The organism is Bacillus cereus group sp. MYBK139-1 (assembly GCF_051916915.1).
GTDB classification, from domain to species: domain Bacteria; phylum Bacillota; class Bacilli; order Bacillales; family Bacillaceae_G; genus Bacillus_A; species Bacillus_A pacificus.
Window position 1 is genome coordinate 445,939 of record NZ_JBQAHO010000001.1, and the last position, 25,129, is coordinate 471,067.

Here is a 25,129-nt window from a genome sequence, read left to right on the forward strand (position 1 = left end):
AAGAGGCTGATTAAAATGAAGTATGTTTTTTATGTATTAGGAATTTTAATATTAACCCTTGGTATTTCTTTCACAATACAATCAGATCTTGGCACTTCACCTTTTGATGCACTTTTAGTAGGACTTTCTTTAAATGTGGGGCTTACTGTGGGAAGCTGGGAAATAATAATAGCTTTATTATTAATATGTTGTAATTCGATATTAAAAAGACAAAGACCAGAGGTACTAGGGTTGTTAACAGCATTCATAACGGGCATTGGTATTGATGTGTGGCTATTTTTATTACGCAATTTAATTACACCTGAAATATGGTACAGTAAAATGATTTATTTTGGAATCGGATTAGTTATTACAGGATTAGGAACTGCAATATATTTACAGACAAATTTTGCTCCCATTCCAATTGACCGATTAACATTAATCATACAAGAATTAACGAGAACGAATATCTTTATATCACGAACATTTATTTACCTTATATTCTTAATAATGGCAACGATTTTACATGGACCAATTGGTGTTGGAACTATATTAACTGTTTGTTTAGGTGGGCTATTACTGAATTTATTTATGCCACTTACTAAAAAAGTAATAGATCACTTATTCGTACACCAGAGTACATCATTAAATTATAAGAAAAATAAAGCAGCTGACCACAATGATAAGAAACGTATCTTCTAAGGAATCCTTTTCTTTTTCTTGCAAAAAAACCAATTGTTTCTTAATGTAGTGATGTAGAAGGATGAACGAGAGAGGGTTTAATGAAGATGATACATATTTTATTAGCTGATGATGATAAGCATATTAGAGAGTTATTGCATTACCATTTACAAAAAGAGGGGTTTAAAGTTTTTGAGGCAGAAGATGGAAAGGTAGCGCAAGAAGTATTAGAGAAGGAAAATATTCATCTTGCGATCGTAGACATTATGATGCCGTTCGTTGATGGCTATACGTTATGTGAAGAAATTCGTAGGTATCATGATATTCCTGTTATTTTATTAACGGCGAAAGATCAGTTAGTTGATAAAGAAAAAGGATTCATTTCTGGTACGGACGATTATATTGTAAAACCATTTGAACCAGCTGAAGTCATTTTCCGTATGAAAGCTTTATTACGCCGTTATCAAATGCTGAGTGCTGACATGATTACACTTCACGGAACGACAATTGATCGTAAAGGTGTTGAAGTAAAATGTAACGGTCAAACGATTTTACTACCGCTGAAGGAATTTGAATTATTATCACAGCTTGCTAGTTATCCTGGAAGAACATTTTCAAGAGAAGAGTTAATTGAGTTAGTATGGGGAATGGATTTTGAAGGGGATGAACGAACAGTTGATGTTCATGTGAAAAGGCTCCGAGATCGTTTCTCAAAACGAACGGATGATTTTCAAATTACGACAGTGCGCGGACTCGGTTATAAGTTGGAGCTGAAATAAGATGAAATCACTATATTCTAGATTTGTATTTATGACAGTCGGTATTATGCTACTTAGTAGTATTATCGGCTTTTTATTGACGAACGTATATTATCAAGTGAAGTTAAAACCGTATAACAGTGAGAAGATTTTAACGTATGCGGAAGAAGTTAAGTCATTATATGAAAAGCAAAGTGAAGGAAATCAAGAGGCATATTTACATTCTATCGCAAAATTAGGATATGAAATTTATATTGTCGATGATCAAAAGAATGGAAAGCGTATCGGTAATGCGTTTCGTAAGACGACAATAAGTGATGATACCGTCCGTAAAGTATTGAATGGCGAAACGTTTAATGGTGTTTCCACTTATCCGACTCGCCTATTTATTACCGGTTTTTTCGATAATGAATTAATAAATAGTGTCGGTGTACCGGTAAAGCACGGTGATAAACAGTACGCTTTATTTATTCGTCCCGATATTCAGAACCAATTTGGCGAGATGCGAATTTTCTTAGCGGTATTACTTGGGTTTATCGTACTATTAAGCATTATCTTTATAGCGATTGCAGCAGGTTACATCGTTCGTCCGATTCGTAAATTTACGAAGGCTACGCAAAAAATTGCGAGTGGGGAATATAAAATTGAATTAGACGTAAAACGAAAAGATGAAATAGGAACGTTATCTACAAGCTTCCAAAAGATGACGAAAAGTATTAAAGAACTAGATGAAATGAGACAAGAATTCGTTTCGAACGTTTCACATGAATTCCAGTCGCCACTTTCTTCCATACAAGGTTTTTCGAAGACATTACAAACAGAAAAGATGAGCGTGGAAGAAAGAAACCATTACTTAGAAATTATTGAGGGCGAAAGTAAGCGAATGTCTAGTTTATGTAAACAGTTACTTACACTAGCTTCATTAGATAAAGAAGAGAAAGTGTTACAAATAAAAGAATTCAATTTACAAAAGCAAATTAAAGACGTCATTTTTATGCTTGAATGGAAATGGCGTGAAAAAGATATCGCCGTTGAATTTGATGTGCCGGATATCGTCATAAAAGGCGATGAAAACTTACTTCATCAAGTATGGAGTAACATTTTCACGAATAGTATTAAGTTTTCAAACGATGGTGGAACGATTGAGTTTTTCGTGGAAGAGTTAGAGTCTAGCGTTATAATTTCTATATCAGACAACGGAATCGGTATGGAAAAAGAAGAAATGGATCGTATTTTTGATCGTTTTTACAAGGTGGATACAGCAAGGGCAAGAAACGTAGAAGGTAGCGGTTTAGGATTGTCGATTGTGCAGAAGATTGTTGAACTGCATAAAGGGACCGTTTCGGTATATAGCACGAAAGGGGAAGGGACGACTGTTCGGGTGGAGCTTCCTAAATAGATGAAAGAGGCTGTTTCGGAACGGCCTCTTTTTTGTTCGTTAGTCTATGTGTAAAGTGAAAAGAGTTGTTTTAAAGATGTGAGTAATCCTAATCCATAATTGGACTTGTTTGTAGAATAAGATTAGGAGGAAGTTTATTTGAAAATGTAGAATCTCTACAGAGTTATAAGGATTTTATTGAAACTTTAGCTATTTAGGGAGGAAATTACTTTGAAACGAATTGACTTGTTATTAAACACACTAGATTCAACATTCGATAAAGAGAGTTGGTATGCACCGTTTAAACATGCTATAGAAGGACTTACAGCCGAACAGGCTATGTGGAAACCATCTGGGGAGGAAACGAATACCATTTGGGAGAACGTTAATCATCTCATTTATTACAAAGAGAGGCTTGCTGCAAACTTGGAAGGCCGTGAATGGATACATAATCTTGACGGAAATGACACCTTTTATCTTACTAAGCAATCTAATGATGATATGGAATGGAAGAAAGTCGTTGAACGTTCTGAAGATGCTCAACATAATTTAAGACAGGTATTAAGTGCAATTTCCGAAAGAGAACTTGAGCAAAATTCACTAGAGGGGAATTTATTGGATATCATGCTTCATGATGCTTATCATACAGGACAAATTATTCAATTAAGGAAAATGCAGGGGGCTTGGCCATCAAAGCGTTAACTGCCGTTTTAGGTTGGTGCTTTTGTTGAATAAAATTTAGATATTCAAACCACTTTATTATTATATTTTTAACCCCGTCCCAAATTTAGAACGGGGTTATGTTTGCTTGCTATAAAGCCGCACCTTTCCCGTGCTCTTCCTTAAACTGCACCCCAAAAGTATCCGCTGTAATCTCATCAGCTTTCGGCAATGCTCGTAATTTCGGATGAAGTAGCCATACGAGAGAAATAAATAAAATCCCGATGCTAGCGAGCGCGAAAATGAGTTGGCTACTAAATACATTTGCAGTGTATCCGCCAATTAAAGAACCGATCGGCATAGCAATTGTGCTCATACTTCGCATGACTGAATTGATGCGGCCAATATATTGATTTGGAATTACAATTTGGCTAATTGTCGCAAATAATATGTTGGTTGCACCAATTGGAATCCAAGCTAGGCCGAATAAGAGAATAGATAGCCATTGAAACGGTACGATTGTAGAGAGAAACCAAAAGGTAGCGCCAGTCGCAAAGCCAATAATAGAAGTGCGGCCAACATTACGTTTACCAACCCATGAACTGAATAATGCACCGATGAGACTACCAGATGATATAGCAGCTAAGAAGAAGCCATATGATTTCACGCCCCCTAAAGAATCAGCGAAAGAAGGGAGTATGGCCATCGTCATACCAATTGAAAAATTAGCGACAACGGAACCGATTAAGAATACGCCCATTAAGGAACGGAAGACGATTGAAAAACCTTCTTTTAAATCAGAGAAATATTGTTTAGTTGAAAGTGTTGTACCTGTTTCGGTTTGCTTTGGTATTTTCAATGAAAAGAACAAAAGGGCAGTAATCGCGAATGTGAAAGAGTCAATTACATATAAAGTGATTGCGCCAAATAGTGCTACTAATATTCCAGAAAGCGTCGTACAAATTAAATCAATGCCTTGATACGCAAATGAGAAGAGAGAGTTTCCTTTTAATAATTGTGTTTTATGCAGTAGAAGTGGTAAAGCTTTTGACTGTGCAGGATAGGCGAATTGTTCGATAAAGGCTACGATGGGCATGATGATGAGTAGTAGTTGGACTGTTAATAGGTCGAAGTAGTGTGTAATAGGAATGATTAATATAAGAATGCATTGCAAAACTTGTGTGATGACGAGGGTGTTTTTAATTGGCCATCTATCAACGAATGGGCCGGTAAGAAATTGTAATGCAGAAGGTAGTAACGTAAGGAAACCAGCCAATCCAGAATAAAAAGGATTACCACTTAGCTTATATACGAGCCACATTGCTGCTACGTAGTACAAGCTATCTCCTATGTTTGTAAAAATTCTCCCTAAAAATAATAAGAGGAAATTCCGGTTTTTCAATATGTCCATTTAATCTACTCCTTTATAAGAAATTTATTCGGTAAAATAAATTTGACCGTTTATGTAAAAAAAAATCGTATTACGATTTTTCTTCTTCTTTAACAAATTGCTGCATTGTTCTCTCTGCGATTTGAAGTGCAGTAGTAGAAATGTAATAAGATTTACTATTTGGATCTTTATCCGCGTCTTTTGCGATTTCATTTAATTCAGCCATCAATTGATGAAATTTTTTCACCCACACTTGAAATTGTTCTGGCGTAGCATCAAACTCCCAGCAAGATGAAACGTAATTCCACTCAGCCGGGTCTTCACTTTCTTTTCTTAATGTAAAAGCTTCTTCGGGTGCAGCAAGAATATGACTTTTCGTTCTTTCCGTCATTTGTAAAAAGATTTGGCGACCTGATTCACTTACTATTTCTAAATGAGGTAATAGTTCGGCAGCAGGGGTAAAGCCTCTAGCGACAGATTGATAAAATTTTTGAACGATGCCATTTTTTTCTTCTGTATATACGATTTCTATAAAGCCATTTTTCTCTAATTCTTTTAAATGATAATGAATTTTCGCCCTTGAAATGCCGAATTTTTCAGATAGTAGTTGTCCTGTATAAGGACGTTCACATAGACGCATCATCATTTCGACACGTAGTGGATCGCTCATTGCTTTTAGTTGGCTATAAGTAGTTAGTGTGAACATGGGCTTCAAAATGATCAACTCCTTGAATAAAATTACTCGGTCAATATTATTTGACTGAATTGTATCAAGGATTTTGATTATTTTCAATACTTTCTGAAAATTAAGTTTTGCTCTCTGTAATCTTCTGTTCATATTCCGTTCATATTTCTTTTTTATGATAAGTGCATAGAAAGAAAGAGGAAGGAGCGAGCGAAATGTTTTTAGCTCTGCGTGAATTAAAACAATCAAAATTAAGATACGGATTAATCGGATTGATTATGGTGTTATTATCATTTTTAGTCCTTGTGATTTCAGGATTAGCAAATGGATTATCATATGATAATGCTTCATCGATTCAAAATATGGAGGCAAATAAGTTCGTTTTAGCAGATGATGCGGAAAATAAATTACTTCGTTCACAAATTAAGAAAGACGATGTAGATAACGTAGTAAATCAAGTAGGCGAGAAAGAGGCAGTTCCGTTTCGCGTGAAAGTTTCAACGTATGAAAAGAAAGATAGTTCGAAAAAAGTGGATGTTGCGATTTTCTCAAGTGAACGTGATTCATTTTTAGAACCGAACATTGTAAAAGGTGAGAAATTAGGTACAGCAAACAATGAAATGGTTGCTGATGAATCAATTAAAGAAAAAGGAATCGATATTGGAGATACAATTATCGACCCTGTTTCAAAGAAAGAATTTACAATCGTTGGATTTACGAAAGATCAAATGTTTAGCCATACACCAGTCGTTTATGTAAATGAAGACGTATGGGGCGCTATTTCACAACCAAACCAAAAAGATTATAGTGCAATTGCGCTGAATACAGATAAAGAAATTAAAAATGCACATGTTATCGACAAAAAAGAAGTACTGCAAAGCATTCCAGGATTTAAAGAAGAGCAAGGAACATTAACGATGATCATTGCGTTCTTACTTGTTATCGCTGCGTTATTAATCGGTGTATTCTTCTACGTTATTACACTACAAAAAACACAGCAATTAGGCGTATTAAAAGCAATTGGTACGAAGAACTCGTATTTAGCAAATAGTTTAGTCGTACAGGCGTTATTCTTATCAGTCGTTGCGATGGTAATCAGTATTGTTCTTGTACAAGGATTAGAACAGATTTTACCAGCGGGAATGCCATTCTTATTAACAACGCCGATGATTGTACAATATGCAGCAATCTTTATCGTTATTAGTATTTTAGGAACACTTATTTCGTTATACCAAGTATTAAAAGTTGATGCATTAGAAGCAATTGGAGGCGGGATGTAATGACTTCATTATTAAAATTAGACAAAGTAAGTAAAGTGTACGGAGAAGGGAATACGGAAGTAACAGCCCTTCATCCGATGTCGCTTGATGTGAAAGCTGGAGAGTTTATCGGAATTGTTGGCCCTTCTGGATCAGGGAAAAGTACATTATTATCAATCGCGGGTGCTTTATTATCACCGTCAAAAGGAGATATTTACATTCGTGAGCAAAATATTACGAAGTTATCGGAAAAGGAAATGACAGATATTCGTTTGAAAAAAATCGGCTTCATTTTCCAGTTCGCAAATCTCGTTCCATATTTAAATGTAAAAGAACAATTACTTTACATTGCAAAGCTTAAAAAAGAAAACAAACAAGACTCAGAGAAGCGCGCGGATCATTTATTAGCGGCATTTGGGTTAGGCGAAAGAAAAAATCACTATCCAAATCAATTATCTGGTGGGGAAAAACAAAGGGTAGCAATCGCTCGTGCATTCATGAACAACCCAGATTTAATATTAGCAGATGAGCCAACGGCAAGCTTAGACTCAAAACGTGCACGTGAAGTTGTTGAAATGATGAAACGTGAAGTGAAAGAGAGCCAAAAAGCAGCCATTATGATTACACATGATGAAAGAATGCTTGATGTATGTGATCGTATATTGACGCTAAGAGATGGAAAATTAATATAAAGAAAAAGGGCCAACCGTACATGCGGTTGGCCTTTGTATAATTGTTTCTAATAAGTATAATGGCTTTATTTTGAGAATAACGTTTTAATTTTATTGCGTGTGACTAATAAAACGCCGCCTAATACAGATAACATACCTAAAGCCATATTGTTTGATTGCTCACTACCAGCGTTAGGAAGTTCTCTAGCGTTATTGTTTACATTTGTAGTACCAGTCTTTGTTTCTGTTTGTTTTGATTGAGATACTTCATTAATTTTGTTATCTACATTTTGCTTCGTAGTATGTACCTCAGCTAATTTGTCCTCAATTTTTTTCTCAGTATGTTTAAAGTCGTTGATTTTAATATCTAAGTCTTGTTTTTTCTTTGTTAAATCGTCTGAAACAGTTTGTTTCGTTTGTTTAATTTCGTTAATTTTATTTAGTAAATCTTCTCTAGCTTTTTGTAATTCAGCTAGTTTATTTTTTACATCTTGTTTCGCTAGTTCTAAGTTAGCAGAAAGGCTATCTAAATTGCCTTTAATTTTCTTAAGTTCCTCTAACGTTTTACCAGTATTCGGCTTGTTTTCTTTTAGCTCAGCAAGTTTGTCCTCAGCAGTTTGTTTTGCTTTCTTTAACTCAGCTAATTTTTCATCTACTTGTTTTTTAACTTCCTTAAGTTCATTAACCTTTTGATCGATGTTCTCTTTATGTTGCTTCATTTCATTCACTTTTTCATCGACAGTTTGTTTATGTTCTTTAATCTCATTAACCTTATTATCGATATTTTGCTTATGCTCTTTCACTTCAGCAACTTTATCTTCTACTTGTTTTTTATGCTCTTTTATTTCAGCGATTTTATCTTCGGCGATTTGTTTGTCTTGCTGAAGTTTTGCATCTAATTCTTGTTTATGTTGTTTAATCTCATTAATTTTTTCATCAGCAACTTGTTTGCGTTCATGTAATTCATTCACTTTTGTATCAACATTTTCCTTAACTTTGTTAAGTTCATTTAATGTTTGATCCACGTTTTCTTTGTGTTGCTGCAATTTCGCATCTAACTCTTGTTTATGTTGCTTAATTTCAGCTAATCGATCTCCCGTACTTTGCTGAGGAGTAGAATCAGTTACTTCCGCATGAGCAGAGTTTGCGCCAGCAATCATTGCTAAAGCTAGTGTAGACGCAGCGATTGTTTGTTTTGTTTTCATATTTTGTACCTCTTTTCTTTCATATGCATGAACTGTTTTGTGTAAAAATGAGCATATAGAAGTAGATTATCTTATCATTATATACTATGTTAGGTGCTTAGAGGAAGGATTTGCATAATAATCTATGATTATGTAATTCTTATAGTCTCTTATTTTGGAGTAGGGAACAAATCTTTAGCTAGATGAACAATTTCTTCAATAGTAAAGTTTACATCTTTATTATTGCGGATAACAAACAAATAATCAGCCTCGTTTTCTATAGGATCTACAACATCTTCGTGAAGTGATTCAGTTTGTTGCCGATCGAGTACTTCTTTGAAACTAGAATAACTACCTCTAAAAATATTCGTACTTCGTGTGCTTCGAGCCACTCTTTCGTAAAGTACATCATCTGGAATTTCAAAGTGAACGAGTATGCGTACATATTCATTTTGTGGAAATAATTCGTTTAGTAAATATAACCTTCCATTTTTACTGCGATTGGAGTTACTAATAATAAGGTGTAAATTTGTATGTTCTTTCGCATAATCAACAATGAATTTAGAAAGACCGTGCTTAAATGTATTAGCGCCTTCAGCTGGTTGTAATTTTTCATAATGTTTATTAATAAATTCAGCTTGGTTATCTTGATCCATAACGAAAGAGTGGGGTAACTCTTTTTCTAAAGCTTCTGCAAATGTAGTTTTTCCGCTGTGCGTTTTTCCTACTGTAATAATGACGAATCGTTTCATATTGGCCTCCATGTGTGTTGTTATAGTCTGGAATATTCAATGTAGATTGAATATTTTCCTGCCAGAGAATATACAAAGTGCCGAAGTGATAGTAGGCTGGAAACTTGACAAAAAAACTTATTTATGCTATAATTTACCAATGTGAAAATAAAGTGTATAATAGGGTTCTCCTGGCCAGGGGAACCCTATTTTTGTTGTGAAAATGAAGGAGAGTGTATGTGCGTGAAACAAGGTGAAGCAAGTGTAACGTCGTTAGTATCAGCTTTCAGCAGGGCATATCATAGTGAATTTGATAGTCCGAAAATCTTTGATGATTATGTAGCTAAAGAGTTCATTTCTCCAAAAGAACGTAACGACATTGAAACGAACATGGTTCAAGGAATACATTTTTTCAATACAGACATTGCAGAGCAGTTTCAAGATAATCCGAAAGAAATATTAAAGTGGATTACGCAAGTTCAATTATCACCAACACCTTTAGCGCGTGCGGCATATTGTGAAAGAGTATTACTACACGAGATTACGCTGGGAGCGAAACAATACGTTATACTCGGTGCGGGATTAGATACATTCAGTTTTAGACACCGAGAATTAGAAAATAAAATAGAAGTATTTGAAGTGGATCATCCTTCTACGCAGCAGTTTAAGAAGGAAAGAATAGAAGAAGCGGGACTTGAAGTTCCAAATCACCTTCATTTTGTTTCCATGGATTTTACGAAAGGATTTTCCTATGAACAGTTACGGAGTGAAGGATTTGAAAATAAAAAGACTTTCTTTAGCCTTTTAGGTGTGTCGTATTATTTAACGAAAGAGGAACTTTCTAGTTTAATAGAATGTCTATTTGCGATGGTTCCAGAAGGGAGCTCTATCGTTTTCGATTATCCAGATGAAAACTTATTTACGGAAAAAGGGTTGTCTAACCGAGTTGAAAACATGGTGAAAATGGCTGCAGTAGGCGGAGAACCGATGAAATCATGTTATTCTTACGCCGAAATGGAAGCACTGTTAGAGAAGGCGGGTTTACTTATTTATGAGCATTTATCACCAGAAGATATAAATGCATTCTATTTTGAAGGACGAAACGATTATTTAAAAGCTTTTGAGACGGTGCATTATGTGCATACGGTGAAGAGGTAAGGAATTAGTAGGCATGGGGAGAAATCTCTGTGTCTTTTTTTGTGGAAAACAAAAGGATGGGATTTATTGAAAAAGATAATGATAGGTATATTGCTACATGAGTTACTACATCTAAATGAATATCAGGAAGAATGTGGGGGGTAATTATATAAAGAAACAGAATATTCAACAAAAATTCACAATTATGTTATATAATGATTTTAATAAACCATATTTTAGAAATTATATTCTGTTTGGATAAACTAAAATGTTTAGCTAAAAGAACTTGTAGTGGGGCTTGCTACAAGTTCTTTTAATTGTAAAATTTCTATTGGATAAAATATGGAAAAAGGGAGGATGTAAGTTTGATAAGAAATTTAAAGAAAGCAGCACTTAATTCGTTAGATGGGAAATGGGGAGTAAGTATAGGGGGATCGGCGTTATACTATTTTGTACCAACTTTAAGTGCATCAGCAATCGCTAGTTTTATATATTTAATATTTGGCCTGTTTATTGGGGTAATTGGTTTGGATGTTTTCTTTATTTATTCAATTGGTGGGCAGCTGCAAGTAGATCCAACAGCACTAGTTTTACTTATTCTAAGTTATTTTTTTATAGGACTGATTTGTTTTTTTATTTACAGTGTCATACAAGGTATCTTTAATTATGGGTATTCTGTTTTCACCTTACGCTTAGGTAAAAATGAAGATGCTAAGGTGGACGATGTATTTGTAGGGTTTAGAAAGAACAATTTGTTTAGATCAATGAAATTAGGAGTATTGCAGGCTATTTTTCTATTTTTATGGAGTCTGTTATTAATTGTTCCAGGTATTATTAAATATTTTTCTTATTCAATGGCATATTATATTTTAATAGAGAATCCGGATTATACAGCAAGTGAAGCATTAAGGGAGAGTAAAAGAATAATGAAAGGACATAAGTTCAAGTTATTTGTTCTTTGGTTATCTTTTATTGGTTGGTTTTTATTAACTGCATTTATAGGCCTGTTTACATTTAATCTATCATTCATATTCATTTCCCCTTATTACAACACAACTGTCTCGCATTTTTACTTAGACTTAATTAAGAAACAGGATGCTAGAGAAGCGAAGGTAAGTATATAAAGAATATAAGTAGTAAGAAAATATGTATAATGTATCTTTTCTCGATTGTGGACATGCAATTAAGCATATCCCTTTTTAATGTGATATTGAAAGAAATAAAGAAGTTGCAATTGGATATGTTTTACTTGTAATAATTTGGATAAGGATGTTATAGCATTGGAGGAATTTAAAATGGGAAAGACTGAAATGTTTCAAGATTTTAATTTTAAATTAGTAGTAATTGAAGCTTTATTAGATAAAGAGCCACTATTTCTAAAAGAATTGAAAGACTTAATAGATAAGTATACGAATAATTTCGAATGGCATTCAGGAGCTGGACCAATTGTTGAAATTAGAGATTTTTTAGAAGAATTAATTTTGGAAACAAGTGATTTGGAAAAGATTGAATCCCTTTGCTTTGATGGAGGAAATGAAATTTATCATATTTTAAAGCCAGATTGGGATGGTGAAGACAGTTTATTTGATGTAATATCTGTTGAAGGATTTCAAAATTTAAAAAATCTAAAAACAGTGGAATATATTTCAATGTGTTACCCAAAAGTATTAGAACCATTTAAACAAGCTGGAATTGAAATTGAGGATTAATGAGGGACAAGTTATATAATAATGGAAGTGATTCTTATTAAGAAAGAGTCACTTTTTCTTATGCAACGAACAAAGCTGAATGGAGGATATTATGATACTAATCGATAAAGATGGTGAAGGCTACTGGAGTAAAACTGTTGATTTAGGCATTTTAGGTAAATTCAATAACTTTTTTGGAAACAAAAGAGAAAATAGAAGATGTTAAAATGACATGTATATGCGCTCCATATATTTATATTTGCTGCTCAATAAACTAGTATCACACATAAGTTTATACCACATATTCACTTTTATTTACAAAAAATACTATTAATTATTTTCGGATAATTGTTATAATATAATTAAATTGATATAAAAGTTTTTTCTAGATTATGTATTTGAAGAATTCTCATGCAAAAAGAGCCAGTTCTCAAGTAGAGAACTGGCTCTTTGTTGAAGAAAAATAGAGTTAGATGTACATAATGGGATAGCAGAATTCCACAAAAGAATCTGTATGTATCCACAACAGTAGTTATATATGACGGAATTTTTGAACTTATAAAAAGATTAAGAGGCGATAGAAAATGAAAAGATATATTAGTATAAAAGGAATTGGTACATATCTTCCAAAACGAAAAGTAGATTCTTCTGAAATAGATCGCGTGCTAGACGTACCAGAAGGCTGGACGTTAAAAAAAGCTGGGGTGAAAACAAGATATTTTGTTGATGGAGAAACGTCTTCTTATATGGGGGCGGAAGCTGCAAAAAAAGCTGTAGAAGATGCGAAGTTAACATGGGATGATATCGATTGTATTATTTGCGGAAGCGGAACGATTCAACAGGCGATTCCTTCTACTGCATCACTTATTCAAGAACAGCTCGGGCTACAGCATTCTGGTATTCCATGTTTTGATATCAATTCAACATGTCTAAGTTTCATAACAGCACTTGATACAATTTCGTACGCAATGGCATGTGGGAGATACAAAAATGTTGTTATTATTTCTTCTGAAATTTCTTCTGTTGGATTAAATTGGGGACAAAATGAAAGTAGTATTTTATTCGGTGACGGTGCGGCAGCTGTTGTCATAACAAAAGGCGATCATGCATCTTCTATTATTGCTTCCCATATGGAAACATATAGCTCTGGTGCGCATTTATCAGAAATCCGTGGCGGTGGAACGATGATTCATCCTAGGGAGTATAGTGAGGAACGAAAAGAAGACTTCTTGTTCGATATGAATGGAAGAGCCATTTTTAAACTATCTTCTAAGTATTTAATGAAGTTTATCGACAAGCTCCTTATGGATACTGGTTATTCTCTAGCCGATATTGATTTAATTGTTCCTCATCAAGCAAGTGGACCAGCTATGAGACTTATTCGTAAAAAATTAGGGGTAGATGAAGAACGTTTTATGACCATTTTTGAAGACTACGGTAATATGATTTCCGCATCTATTCCAGTCGCTCTTTTCGAAGCGATTAAGCAAAAGAAAGTGCAACGCGGAAATAAAATATTATTATTAGGTACTTCTGCTGGACTTTCTATCGGGGGCATCCTTCTTGAATACTAAGAAAACAGTATTACTTACAGGGGCACGTGCACCAGCAACTTTGCATTTATGCAGACTGTTTCATAACGCTGGACATACCGTTATTATTGCAGATAGTATTCCTTATCCGTTAAGTAAAGTTTCAAAAAGTACGGATTACTTTTATGAAATCCCATCTCCAAAGTGGAAAACAAATGAAAGTATTCGTGCGCTACTGTCCATTATTCAACGTCACAATGTAGATTTGCTTATTCCTACTTGTGAAGAAGTATTTTATATATCTAAATATAGAGAGGAGTTAAGTGTATTTTGTCATGTATTAGTAGATGATTTTCAAAAACTTTCATTACTGCATAATAAGTGGGAATTTATTCAGTTCGTAGCAAATTTAGGGTGGCAAGTACCTGCGACATGCAGAATAAGTAATGAAGAAGCGATAAGGTCAATGATGCACAAAACACCAGCTCATACTCCATTTGTATTAAAGCCGATTTACTCCCGGTTTTCTGATAAAGTGGAATTTATTACAAAAGAGGCTGCTCTAAAAGAAAGCATGATACGTAAGCCAAATTATATTATGCAAGAGTTTATACAAGGGACGCAGCATTGTTCCTATAGTATTGCACAATCTGGGGAAGTGTTAGCTCACTCTACGTATAAAACGGAATTCACGGCAGGCTTAGGTGCTACCATTGCGTTTCAGCATATGAATCATCCTAAAATTGATCAGTTTGTTACGCATATTGTAAAAGAGTTAAATTTCTCAGGACAAATTGCCTTTGATTTTATCGTTACAGAGAATGGAGATGCGATTCCAATTGAATGTAATCCACGTACTACAAGTGGATTACATTTATTCGATGAGGAAATATTGCCCGCTTTTTTTAATGAAAAAGTAAACAATTCATTCATTCCAAAACAAAATTCAGAGTGTGCAATTCGGTTAGCGATGCTTCTATATGGATTTCCTTATTTAAAAAGTAAACAAAAACGTAAACGATGGTTAAAAGTTCTATGCTCTTATCCAGATATCGTTTATCGTCACAATGATTGGAAACCATTTTTTTATCAGTTTTTTAGCATATACAAATTATGGCGTGAAAGTTATAAATATGAACGGACTATTTTAGAGCAAACAACATATGACATATCGTGGGATGGTGAAGATTTATGAAAATGCTAGTAACTGGTGGAACGGGCTTTCTAGGACAAAAACTCGCCTTTCGACTGAAAAATATGGGCTATGAAGTAACGGCAACAGGGAGAAATAAAACAATTGGTAAGGTATTAGAACAAAATGGAATTGAGTTTGTTCATTGTCCTCTTGAAGACAGGGATCGTGTGCTACAAGTTTGTAAAGATAAAGATTATATCTTTCATAGTGGCGCACTTTCTTCCCCTTGGGGCAAATATGAAGATTTTTATAATGCGAATGTGTTAGGAACGAAACATATTATCGAGGGAAGTCAAAAGTACGGTATAAAACGCCTTATCCACGTATCAACACCAAGTATTTATTTCTATTATGATGAGCGACAAAATGTAGTAGAAAATGCGAAACTTCCTGATACGTTTGTAAATCATTATGCAAAAACGAAGTACATGGCTGAACAAGCTATTGATCACGCTTTCGCGCATGGTTTACCAGTTATCACAATACGCCCGCGCGCTTTATTCGGACCAGGAGATAACGCGATTCTTCCACGTCTTATTAAAGTATGTGAAAAAGGGGCTTTACCGAGAATTGGTACAGAAAATGTTCTTGTTGATATTACGTATGTTGAGAATGTTGTAGATGCTTTACTTCTTTGTATGCATTCGCCAAAACATACATTAGGGCAAAAGTACAATATAACAAATGACGAACGTATCAATTTATATGAGGTCATAGAAAATGTAATGAAGCGCCTTGATAAGGAAGTACGATATAAAAAAATTTCCTACAAAACTGCTTTTACACTAGCGGCTATATTAGAAGGGATCTCAAAAACTATTTTATTCGGAAAAGAACCTATTCTCACAAAATATACTGTTAGCGTCCTTTCAAAAAGCCAGACGTTAAGTATTGATAAAGCTAAGGAAGAACTAGGATATGCTCCAAAGGTCAGTATAGAAGAAGGAATTACAAAATTTGTAGACTGGTGGAAAATACAATGAAAATCAAATCTTTAAAGCTATATGATACAGGATATTGCACACATCCAGAAAAAATCGCATACTCCAAGGGCAGTTGGAAACAAATTTGTTTTCCGGCAACAGTAGGATTACTCCAGCATCCAGAATTAGGATATATTTTATTTGATACTGGATATGCAGGACACTTTAAAGAAGCGACAAAAAAATTCCCTTACTCTGTATATGCAAAACTGACGCCTGTTCATTTTACGGAAGAGCAATCTATTAAACAGCAACTTCTTCTTGATGGTATTCAGCCAGAAGAAATTAAATATATTATTCTTTCTCATTTTCATGGCGATCATACAGCTGGTTTACCCGATTTTCCAAAAGCGAAAATATTAACCTTCGCAAAAGCTTATGAGGATATTAAAAAGAGAAGTAAATTTGGTGCTCTATTAAAAGGGTGTCTAAAAGATACACTGCCGATGGATTTAGAGCAGAGGATGTCATTCATTGATCAAACTCCATCCCTTAACTTACCTTCTACATATGGAAAGTTTAAAGAGGGGTATGATGTATTTGATGATGGCTCATTATTTGCTGTTGACTTAACAGGACATGCAACTGGTCAATTTGGTATATTTGTCCATTTGCAGAGTAATAAAATTGTCTTTCTTTGTGCAGACGCAGTGTGGCTAAGTAAAACGTATCAAAACCTTGTCTTTCCTAGTAAGGTTGCAAACCTTTTAACGAGCCATCCAAAGTCTTACCGAAAGAATATTGAGAAGTTACACCATTTATCAAAAACATCACCTGAGATTGAAATTGTACCGACTCATTGTGAACATACATGGGATAAAATTAAAGCAGGGGTGTACTATGAATAAACTACGGATTCTCAAGCAATACTTGAAAACAAAATATGGCTTGAGATTTTCAAATCGCAAACAATTGGAACAGTTTCATAAACAACAAATAGAAAAACAACTTTTGTTCACGATAGAGGCGTCGCCTTTTTATCGCCAGTTATATAAGCCGTTTTTACATGAAATTCAAAAGGGAAATTTGTCTGCACTCCCGATTATTGATAAAGAAGTAATGATGGACCATTTTGATACATTAAATACAGTCCATATTTCAAAGGAAGAAGCGTTTCATATAGCATTTGAAGCAGAGAAGACCCGGAATTTCTCACCAACCATTCGGAATATAACTGTCGGTTTATCATCAGGCACGAGCGGGAATCGTGGGGTTTTTCTCGTTTCCGAGCAAGAACAAACGTTGTGGGCTGGCTCGATTATTGGAAAGGTGCTTCCTTCTAGCATTCTACATAAACACACGATTGCTTTTTTCTTACGTGCAAATAGCAATTTATACGAAGCGACAAAAAATAAGCGAATCTCATTTTATTTTTTTGATTTACTAGATTCGTTTCAACAGCATATCACGCGATTAAATGAAGTAAAGCCATCTATTTTAATTGCACCTCCGTCTATGTTACGGAAAATTGCTTACTGGCAGCAAGAAGGACTAATTACAATTTGTCCTAAGAAAATTATCTCTGTAGCAGAAGTGCTTGAAGATATTGATAGAGACTTTATTTCTGCAACTTTCAAGCAGACAGTACACCAAGTTTACCAATGTACAGAAGGTTTTCTTGCTACCACCTGTAAGCAGGGGACATTACACATGAATGAAGACCTCGTTCATATTGAAAAAGAATACTTAGATCAAGAGAAAGGGATATTCGTTCCCATTATTACTGATTTCATGAGGAAAACACAGCCGATTATACGCTATCGTCTCAATGACATATTAATTGAGAAAAAAACGCCGTGCAGCTGTGGCTCACCTTTCTTAGCATTAGAACGAATTGACGGTCGATGTGACGATATATTTATTGGAATAAGTGAAGTGGATCATAGCGAAATATTTATTTTTCCAGATTTCATTAGAAGAGCAATTTTGTTTGCATCTAGTGACATTCAAGAATTTAAAGTAATACAACATAGCGTAGACAAAATTGAAATGAAACTTAAAGCACTACCTGAAAATCTCGAATTATGTCAATCAAAGGTAATGCAAGAGTTACATGCACTGTGGTCTACTAAAAAGTGTGCGATACCACATTTTTTCTTTTCACATTACGATATTCAAGTATATGATAAAAAATTAAAAAGAATAGAAAGTTTTGTAAGGCGTGGTGAACATAAATGATTCAGTTACATGATGTTCATTCTTTGCATAGCATTGATTGGGAATCTAAAAAAGATGGAGCGTATGTACGAGATAGTTTCTTGCCTCTTTTTCAAAAGGGCGTTACAGCATTTATTGAAAATGTGAACACGCAGCTCTTTCTATTAGAAATTGATGATCTCATCTTACCAGTCACTCTTAATAACGCAGAGTTCGAAAATTCATATGTATGTTCTCCTTATACACATTACATATCGTATGCGTTAGAAGAGCTATGGGAGTTGAAAAAACCATGGCTAGAGAAGTTATTAACCTATCCGATTCATCTTATGGGAAATTGGCTAAGACGAACGAATATAAATAAAGTAATTGTCGTAAATAATTGGATGCTTTCAACAAATCTTTATCACTCTATCAACGAACAACAAATCGAACAAATAACGAAATTATTAGTTGAGAAATTTCCGGAGCATACCATTCTATTTCGCTCTTTAAATAACAAATTATATCCTGCAATGACAGAAGCACTTTCTACAGTAGGTTACAATAAAATCATGTCTCGTTCTATATACTTATTTGATCCGAAACATTATAAAAAAATGAATCGAAAAAAACGAAAAGACTTATTAAATGATAAAAGTTTATTAGAGAAAAGCAATTATGAAATCATTACGAATGAAGAATTAACAAAAGATGATATTTTACAAATTTCCCTGCTATACAACCAACTATATATTGAAAAATATTCCGCCCATAACCCAATGTTTACACCCGCTTATTTATGGAATGCTCTTCAGCATCGTTTATTTGAGATAAAGGCCATAAAAAAAGGGAATACAATTGATGGTGTCATTGCTTATTTTATTAGGGATGGAGTTATGACAACACCGATCCTTGGTTATCATACAAACTCTGACCAGCAACAAGGTTTATACCGTATACTTTCCCTACTTATTACAAGGGATTCTATCGAAAAAGATTTAATTTGTCATTGTAGTGCTGGGGCTGGAGAGTTCAAACGAAATCGTGGTGCAACACAGCAAATTGAATACAGTTATGTATATAACGCTCATCTCCCACCTAGCCAACAAAAGGTATGGAAAGTATTAATGTGGATATTAAATACATATATAGAACCGATGGCAAAAAAACATCGCTTTTAAGCAAAAAGACTTTTATGATTGCTTGTTACCTGAAACTTTTTATTTAAGTGTAGCTGCAATACCTACGTTGTGGAGTTTATATAGTATATTTTTAATAATTTATTTTATATGTATCGTTTGGATAAAAGAGAGAAGTGCTTGAAGGGTAGTTCTCTTTTTTATCCCGCTTTAATGGGCAGTAAGACCCCCACCTCAAAATGCAGCGAAAGCAAAGAAGTTAGGTGGGGGATCAACTGCCCATAAAAGTCCGATTGGTTCGACTAATAATCAGTGGGGATGAAGAAAACCCCCACTGATTAAAGTCTCACTTTATTAAGTTTTTGAAACAGCGCATTATGTACATACAGTAAAGAAGTAAAAGATTAGTAGGCATGGGGAGAAATCTTTATGTCTTTTTTTATGAGGATTTTTAATTTTTAAAATACATTGTAAGAAATAATTTACAATTTGTAAAAAATAAATTACAATTATCTAAAGAGGTGTTGCTATTGTTGCATAATAAAATTGTAGTTTATCGAGCAGAAAAAGGTTGGACCCAAGAAGAACTGGCAACAAGAGTGGGAGTTAGTCGTCAAACTATCGCTACTCTTGAAAAGAATAAATATAACCCTTCTCTAATTCTTGCCTTTAAAATCGCAAATGCATTTGAAAAGCCGTTAACCGACGTATTTGATTATCTAGAGGAGTGATACATATGTTGTTGTTAAAAATTTTGTTATTTGGTTTAATAGTGATAAGTAAGATGTATGTAATAAAATTTCAATCAAGTGATGAAGCAAATGACGAAAGAGGAAGAGAAATTCTATATAAAACAAATAATGCTTTGTACAATATTTTATATTTAGGTATCCTTGCCATTATTGTTTTACAATTAATTGATATTATTCCTTTGCAATTTCTACCTGATTTGTTGTTATATTTTGCACTTTCATTAAGTGTGTTAGGCAGTATTTTTATATTTATCAACAGAAACAGTAAAAATTACTAATACGAGTTAAGTGTTTAATCTTGTTCTGTTAGTTAATTGAACAAAATTTTTTTAGTAAGCTACATAAAATAATCAATCTTTTTCATGAAAATTTAAGGAAGCCAAAAGAACCCACACATTTTAATCAAAATGTGTGGGTTCTTCTTTTTATAAAATGAATATTTGTAGTGTAGAATATATCCAATTGATTAACCGAACTAGTATTTTAGGGGCATTAACTGAAACCATAAATATAACCTCATGTCTATCTTGTTGATGAATTTCATTGTCCTCGGATAAAAAATCAGTAAACCCTTTAAGTATGTATTACTTTGGTTTTTATTACAATTTTGTAAGGTTAAGTAATAAAAATCGATAGAACGGGATATTGGAATGGGATACTCTGATTGATGGATAGAATATTCTGAAAAAGGGGTAGGACAAATGAAGAATAGACAACAAGCATCGATAATATGCAAAAGCATTTTATGTTTAATCATTTGCATATTGATTACGAATGAAGCATGGTTTACAAATGTGGTGAGGGCAGAATCGGGCACGTTGACTGATAGGAGTATAGAGGATTTCAAAAAAAAGCTAGATGAACAGGTACCAAAATGGCAGGGGAATTATAATGTACCAGGGGTTGCAATAGGAATTGTACATGAGGGGCGTATTGCTTATACACTTAACTACGGTTATGTAGATAAAAAGACAAAAAAAGCGGTGAGTGATGATACTTTGTTTCAGGCTGGTTCCATATCTAAAAGTCTTACAGCTTGGGGAATCTTGCATCTTGTAGATGAAGGTCGTTTATCACTAGATGATCCCGTTGGAAAATATCTGACAAAATGGAAATTACCTAATTCAGAGTTTAATAATAATGAAGTCACGATCAGAAGATTATTAAGTCATACAGCAGGGCTGTCTGCACATAAAGGATACCTTGGGGTTGCACCAGGGAAACATCTTGATTCTATCCAGGAGTCTCTATCTGGAAAAGGATGGCTTAATGAATCAGTGGAGGTTACCAATAAACCAGGTTCAGAAACAATTTACTCTGGTGGCGGATATACAATTTTACAACTTGTAATTGAAGAGGTTACCGGAATACCGTTTACTCGTTATATGGAAGAACAAATTATGAATCCTTTAGGAATGAAATCAAGCTCATTCTTACAACGTCCTGAAAATCCTAATCTTTCGAAAGTCTATGGATATTTTGGAGAGGAGCTCGCTAGTTACCAATTTACCGAACAGGCTGCTGCAGGTCTTAAGACAAATGTTACGGATATGATGACATTGATACTTGCAAGCATGGGTGCACATAATAAAGGGAATGGTGTCATCAAAAGTGAACGTGTTGAAGAAATGCAAAAGCCGGTATTAGGGGAGAATGGTTTAGGTATATTTGAAAAAAAACTATCTAATCAATGGAAATTACTTTATCATTCTGGTGACAATCGAGGCTGGCATTCTTTTTATGGTTTCATTCCTAATACAAAGGATGGATTGGTAATACTTACAAATGGTGATGGTGGTATAGACTTACGACAGGATATTTACCACGCATGGATTGAATATGAAACGGGAAAATTACCTGAAAGTTACGTCGCTCTAGCTGAGCAGAGAAAAAGTAATTCCATTATATCAATTGTTATTGGAGCCACACTTGGTTTATATTTGCTGCTATTTATAGTTAGATTGTACAAAGGTAGAAGAAGTTTCATTTTTAAGCAAGTGAAGAAATCCTACATCGGATTAGTAGTTAGGACATTTATACTTATTATTACTGCTATTCTCGTTTTTTGTGCTGCCGATTTGTGGAGAGTTTTCAGCTTGAATTCCGGTAATACAATAAATTTTATTCTAATAATGGTATGGATTATAACATTATTAATTAGTGGATTTTTCCCGAAAATTAAAAGTAATAAAAAACAACGGATGAAACGAAAAAATTTAATATCAAAATTTACATGTATGTAATGTTTAAGGCTAGAAAGCTAGATTGGCGTGAATCGCTAATTGTGGTTTGCAAAAAACGACAAAATCTCTTAAAAAACACTTAACTTTTAACTCCATCTATCTTTACAATGCCTCCCTATAATGTGAATTGGACAAGCACCTAAGAGAAAGCAGAACATGTCAGTTTGTACATTTTATTATTAGGGGGAGAATTTGTATGAAAAAGACAGTTGCTTCGTTAGTGGTTATGACGGCATTATTACCGACATTTTCAGCATATGCGGAAGGGAAAGAGCAAGTTCGAAAATCGGCTACAACTTTTAACGTTATTAGTGACATTCAAGGGGATTTAGGAGATTTTGATCATGTATTAAAAGATATGAACAAAGTGACGCCACTTTCTAGAGCGCTTATTATGAATGGGGATATAACACCAACTGGACAGCAGTCACAATATGATGATGTAAAGCGTGTGCTAAACAAAAATAAGCATCCAGAGAATGTATGGTCAACTGTTGGGAATCATGAGTTTTACGCTGGAAAATGGACAGCTGATGGGAAGTTATCTCAAAGTACATGGCCAAATGGTGTAACAGAAGAAACGCTATTTAACCGCTATCTGAAATTTAGTGGACAAGAAAAGGTATATCATAAAAAAGAATTAGACGGTTATCCGCTTCTATTTTTAGGAACTGAAAAATATATGAAATACCACGATTCAAAAATGTGGGATGAAGTATTTATGAGTGATGAACAATTAGGTTGGTTAAAACAAAATTTAGAAGAATATAGTCAAAAAGATAAAAACAAGCCGATTTTCATTTTTTCTCATCACGTTTTACCTGATACTGTGTCTGGATCAAGACAGTCACCATATTTAAATGACTATTTAAACGTGGATAAATTGTACGATATATTAAAAGATTACCCGCAAGTTGTTTTCTTCACGAGCCACACGCACTGGGATTTAAATTTACCGGATTGGGCTGGTAAAAAGAAAATTGCAGGCGGAGATAAAAAAGGATTTACAGTTGTAAATACGGGTGGTATTGAAACGGGCTGGATGTCGGCTGGACCAAATGGAGGAGAGAAGACTGCTCCTGATGGTTATTCATTCAAACAAGGGTTGCAAGTGAAAGCATATGGCAGCGATGTAATGGTGACAGCTTACGATTACAAACGTGATAAGGAAATAAAGAAATTATTAATTAGTGATTCGAAAATTGCACAAATGGCACCAAATGTAACGGCAGATGATAGTAAAAACGTAATCGTCGGTGCAACAGAATACATGGAGTACGCTATAGAAGGAACGGACGAGTGGCATACTTATAATCCAGGAAACCCACCCAAATTTGACGGGGACAAAATCGTATACGTACGCCATAAAGGCGAAATGAATTTAGAACCAGGATTAACACAGCTACTTCGTTTTTCGGCAAATAAATGATTGGAAGAGGGCCTACTTTTTATCGAGTGGGTCCTTTTTCGTTGTCAGTTTTTGTCGATAAATCGATATCTTATGTCGAATCGTCGATATATTGAAAAAATCGTTGATATATTTCAAGTTATGAACGATATATTTGAAAAATCGTCGATATAAATTTCATGTACCGTAATATGGTTAAAATCATTATTATAATTTCATGTACCGTATTGAAGATAAAACCTTTAATGCAATTCCATTTGCCAAAGCCGAATTCCAACACATTTTTATCCCAGAAAGATGACTTCATCATTTTTACATGTAATAATAGTATCGTTACATATATTGTGAAAGAAGTACAAAGGAGCGTTATTCATGAATTTAGCTAAATTCCCGAGAAAAAAATATACAGAATCATATACACCAATTGAGAAATTAAACAATTTTTCTGAGGCACTTGGCGGGCCGACTATTTATTTTAAACGAGATGATTTACTTGGTTTAACCGCTGGTGGTAATAAGACGAGAAAGTTAGAGTTTCTAGTTGCGGATGCGCAGGCAAAGGGTGCAGATACGTTAATTACAGCTGGCGGCATTCAATCAAATCATTGCCGCCTAACACTTGCAGCTGCGGTAAAAGAAAAAATGAAATGTATTCTTGTATTAGAAGAAGGGCTTGAGCCAGAAGAGAAGCCAGATTTTAACGGAAACTATTTCTTATATCATTTACTAGGTGCTGAAAATGTCATTGTTGTACCGAACGGAGCAGATCTTATGGAAGAGATGCATAAAGTCGCGAAAGAAGTTAGTGAAAAAGGTAGTACACCATATGTAATTCCGGTCGGTGGATCAAATCCTACTGGCGCAATGGGGTACGTTGCTTGTGCGCAAGAAATTATGGCGCAATCATTTGACCAAGGAATTGATTTCAGTTCAGTCGTTTGCGTAAGTGGTAGCGGCGGTATGCATGCTGGTTTAATTACTGGTTTTGCTGGAACACAAAGTAACATTCCAGTAATCGGAATTAACGTAAGTAGAGGAAAAGCAGAGCAAGAAGAGAAAGTAGCAAAACTTGTAGATGAAACGTCAGCTCACGTTGGTATTCCAAACTTTATCCCGCGCGAAGCTGTTACATGCTTTGATGAATATGTAGGACCAGGTTATGCGTTACCAACGCCGAAAATGGTGGAAGCAGTGCAATTACTTGCGAAAACAGAAGGTATTTTACTGGATCCAGTGTATACAGGTAAAGCAGTAGCGGGACTAATCGACTTAATTAGAAAAGGTACATTTAAAAAAGAAGACAACATTTTATTCGTACATTCAGGTGGTTCACCAGCTTTATATGCGAATACGTCTTTATTTGCGTAAGTGTAAAAAGCATTGGGTATCCAATGCTTTTTTGTTATATAATGGAATTATTAGAAGGTGAGAGGAGGGCGTATATGAGTTCAAGCTTAAAATGGATTATATACACGGTACTCAGCATTTCTATTTTACTAATTTTATTTGTGGCTTATGGGATTTATTTTTATTTCAC

At 34.4% G+C, this 25,129-nt stretch carries 24 protein-coding genes; 20 read left to right on the forward strand and 4 right to left on the reverse strand.

Features of this window, described 5'->3' with window-relative positions; genetic code table 11:
* Positions 1 to 15: 15 nt before the first annotated feature.
* The 4 genes from ACTFRS_RS02305 to ACTFRS_RS02320 all read left to right on the forward strand — a co-directional run bounded on the left by ACTFRS_RS02305 (position 16) and on the right by ACTFRS_RS02320 (position 3,498).
* A complete protein-coding gene (locus ACTFRS_RS02305) occupies positions 16 to 681 on the forward strand; it encodes a YczE/YyaS/YitT family protein (RefSeq protein ID WP_318160568.1) in 666 nt (221 codons plus the stop codon).
* An 80-nt stretch (positions 682 to 761) separates the two neighbouring features.
* Positions 762 to 1,439, forward strand: coding sequence for a response regulator transcription factor (locus ACTFRS_RS02310; RefSeq protein ID WP_318160569.1), 678 nt, complete (start codon positions 762 to 764; stop codon positions 1,437 to 1,439).
* A 1-nt stretch (position 1,440) separates the two neighbouring features.
* Entirely contained in the window at positions 1,441 to 2,817 is a 1,377-nt protein-coding gene (locus tag ACTFRS_RS02315) for a sensor histidine kinase (protein WP_318160570.1), read from the forward strand.
* Between the two features lie 210 nt (positions 2,818 to 3,027).
* Positions 3,028 to 3,498 (forward strand): DinB family protein, encoded by a 471-nt coding sequence (locus tag ACTFRS_RS02320; RefSeq protein WP_318160571.1) that lies wholly within the window; start codon positions 3,028 to 3,030, stop codon positions 3,496 to 3,498.
* Between the two features lie 109 nt (positions 3,499 to 3,607).
* Here the strand turns inward: ACTFRS_RS02320 and ACTFRS_RS02325 are convergent, their stop codons facing one another.
* Positions 3,608 to 4,867, reverse strand: coding sequence for an MFS transporter (locus ACTFRS_RS02325; RefSeq protein ID WP_440024375.1), 1,260 nt, complete (start codon positions 4,865 to 4,867; stop codon positions 3,608 to 3,610).
* Positions 4,868 to 4,937: 70 nt separating this feature from the next.
* The gene (locus tag ACTFRS_RS02330; RefSeq protein ID WP_000803751.1) at positions 4,938 to 5,561 is read right to left on the reverse strand and encodes an ArsR/SmtB family transcription factor; all 624 of its coding nucleotides are present in this window, start codon (positions 5,559 to 5,561) and stop codon (positions 4,938 to 4,940) included.
* 185 nt (positions 5,562 to 5,746) lie between these two features.
* Here ACTFRS_RS02330 and ACTFRS_RS02335 point away from each other — a divergent pair, with 185 nt between their 5' ends.
* Together ACTFRS_RS02335 and ACTFRS_RS02340 are read left to right on the forward strand one after the other, a co-directional pair.
* Positions 5,747 to 6,811, forward strand: a complete 1,065-nt coding sequence (locus tag ACTFRS_RS02335) for an ABC transporter permease (RefSeq protein WP_139866094.1) — start codon at positions 5,747 to 5,749, stop codon at positions 6,809 to 6,811.
* Complete coding sequence (locus ACTFRS_RS02340; RefSeq protein ID WP_000202601.1) at positions 6,811 to 7,482, forward strand: ABC transporter ATP-binding protein; 672 nt, start codon at positions 6,811 to 6,813, stop codon at positions 7,480 to 7,482. Before ACTFRS_RS02335 ends, ACTFRS_RS02340 begins: the two co-directional genes overlap by 1 nt.
* A 65-nt stretch (positions 7,483 to 7,547) precedes the next feature.
* Here ACTFRS_RS02340 and ACTFRS_RS02345 read toward each other — a convergent pair whose 3' ends face one another.
* Both ACTFRS_RS02345 and ACTFRS_RS02350 read right to left on the reverse strand, forming a co-directional pair.
* Positions 7,548 to 8,666, reverse strand: a complete 1,119-nt coding sequence (locus ACTFRS_RS02345; protein WP_440024373.1) for an LPXTG cell wall anchor domain-containing protein — start codon at positions 8,664 to 8,666, stop codon at positions 7,548 to 7,550.
* Between the two features lie 149 nt (positions 8,667 to 8,815).
* A complete protein-coding gene (locus tag ACTFRS_RS02350; protein ID WP_242294522.1) occupies positions 8,816 to 9,409 on the reverse strand; it encodes an ATP-binding protein in 594 nt (197 codons plus the stop codon).
* A gap of 204 nt (positions 9,410 to 9,613) precedes the next feature.
* Here ACTFRS_RS02350 and ACTFRS_RS02355 point away from each other — a divergent pair, with 204 nt between their 5' ends.
* From ACTFRS_RS02355 to ACTFRS_RS02420, 14 genes are all read left to right on the forward strand, one after another.
* Positions 9,614 to 10,534 (forward strand): class I SAM-dependent methyltransferase, encoded by a 921-nt coding sequence (locus ACTFRS_RS02355; protein ID WP_242294523.1) that lies wholly within the window; start codon positions 9,614 to 9,616, stop codon positions 10,532 to 10,534.
* Between the two features lie 344 nt (positions 10,535 to 10,878).
* The gene (locus tag ACTFRS_RS02360; protein ID WP_242294524.1) at positions 10,879 to 11,637 is read left to right on the forward strand and encodes a DUF975 family protein; all 759 of its coding nucleotides are present in this window, start codon (positions 10,879 to 10,881) and stop codon (positions 11,635 to 11,637) included.
* 171 nt (positions 11,638 to 11,808) lie between these two features.
* Complete coding sequence (locus ACTFRS_RS02365; protein ID WP_242294525.1) at positions 11,809 to 12,222, forward strand: DUF6892 domain-containing protein; 414 nt, start codon at positions 11,809 to 11,811, stop codon at positions 12,220 to 12,222.
* A 563-nt stretch (positions 12,223 to 12,785) separates the two neighbouring features.
* A complete protein-coding gene (locus ACTFRS_RS02370) occupies positions 12,786 to 13,775 on the forward strand; it encodes a beta-ketoacyl-ACP synthase III (RefSeq protein WP_139866090.1) in 990 nt (329 codons plus the stop codon).
* Positions 13,765 to 14,928, forward strand: a complete 1,164-nt coding sequence (locus tag ACTFRS_RS02375; protein WP_242294526.1) for an ATP-grasp domain-containing protein — start codon at positions 13,765 to 13,767, stop codon at positions 14,926 to 14,928. Before ACTFRS_RS02370 ends, ACTFRS_RS02375 begins: the two co-directional genes overlap by 11 nt.
* Positions 14,925 to 15,911 carry an NAD-dependent epimerase/dehydratase family protein gene (locus ACTFRS_RS02380; RefSeq protein WP_139866088.1) on the forward strand — a complete coding sequence of 329 codons (987 nt, stop codon included), beginning with the start codon at positions 14,925 to 14,927 and terminating at the stop codon, positions 15,909 to 15,911. Before ACTFRS_RS02375 ends, ACTFRS_RS02380 begins: the two co-directional genes overlap by 4 nt.
* Complete coding sequence (locus tag ACTFRS_RS02385) at positions 15,908 to 16,759, forward strand: MBL fold metallo-hydrolase (protein ID WP_139866087.1); 852 nt, start codon at positions 15,908 to 15,910, stop codon at positions 16,757 to 16,759. Before ACTFRS_RS02380 ends, ACTFRS_RS02385 begins: the two co-directional genes overlap by 4 nt.
* Positions 16,752 to 18,089 carry a F390 synthetase-related protein gene (locus ACTFRS_RS02390; protein ID WP_242294527.1) on the forward strand — a complete coding sequence of 446 codons (1,338 nt, stop codon included), beginning with the start codon at positions 16,752 to 16,754 and terminating at the stop codon, positions 18,087 to 18,089. Before ACTFRS_RS02385 ends, ACTFRS_RS02390 begins: the two co-directional genes overlap by 8 nt.
* Entirely contained in the window at positions 18,086 to 19,231 is a 1,146-nt protein-coding gene (locus ACTFRS_RS02395) for a hypothetical protein (RefSeq protein WP_242294528.1), read from the forward strand. Before ACTFRS_RS02390 ends, ACTFRS_RS02395 begins: the two co-directional genes overlap by 4 nt.
* Before the next feature lie 488 nt (positions 19,232 to 19,719).
* A complete protein-coding gene (locus ACTFRS_RS02400) occupies positions 19,720 to 19,920 on the forward strand; it encodes a helix-turn-helix transcriptional regulator (protein WP_139365247.1) in 201 nt (66 codons plus the stop codon).
* 5 nt (positions 19,921 to 19,925) lie between these two features.
* On the forward strand, positions 19,926 to 20,219 hold the full coding sequence (locus ACTFRS_RS02405) for a hypothetical protein (RefSeq protein WP_000925447.1): 294 nt from the start codon (positions 19,926 to 19,928) through the stop codon (positions 20,217 to 20,219).
* A 423-nt stretch (positions 20,220 to 20,642) separates the two neighbouring features.
* Complete coding sequence (locus tag ACTFRS_RS02410) at positions 20,643 to 22,184, forward strand: serine hydrolase domain-containing protein (protein WP_242294529.1); 1,542 nt, start codon at positions 20,643 to 20,645, stop codon at positions 22,182 to 22,184.
* Positions 22,185 to 22,380: 196 nt separating this feature from the next.
* Entirely contained in the window at positions 22,381 to 23,613 is a 1,233-nt protein-coding gene (locus tag ACTFRS_RS02415; RefSeq protein WP_242294530.1) for a DUF4073 domain-containing protein, read from the forward strand.
* Between the two features lie 351 nt (positions 23,614 to 23,964).
* The gene (locus ACTFRS_RS02420) at positions 23,965 to 24,960 is read left to right on the forward strand and encodes a D-cysteine desulfhydrase (RefSeq protein WP_440024367.1); all 996 of its coding nucleotides are present in this window, start codon (positions 23,965 to 23,967) and stop codon (positions 24,958 to 24,960) included.
* The last annotated feature ends 169 nt before the right edge of the window (positions 24,961 to 25,129 follow it).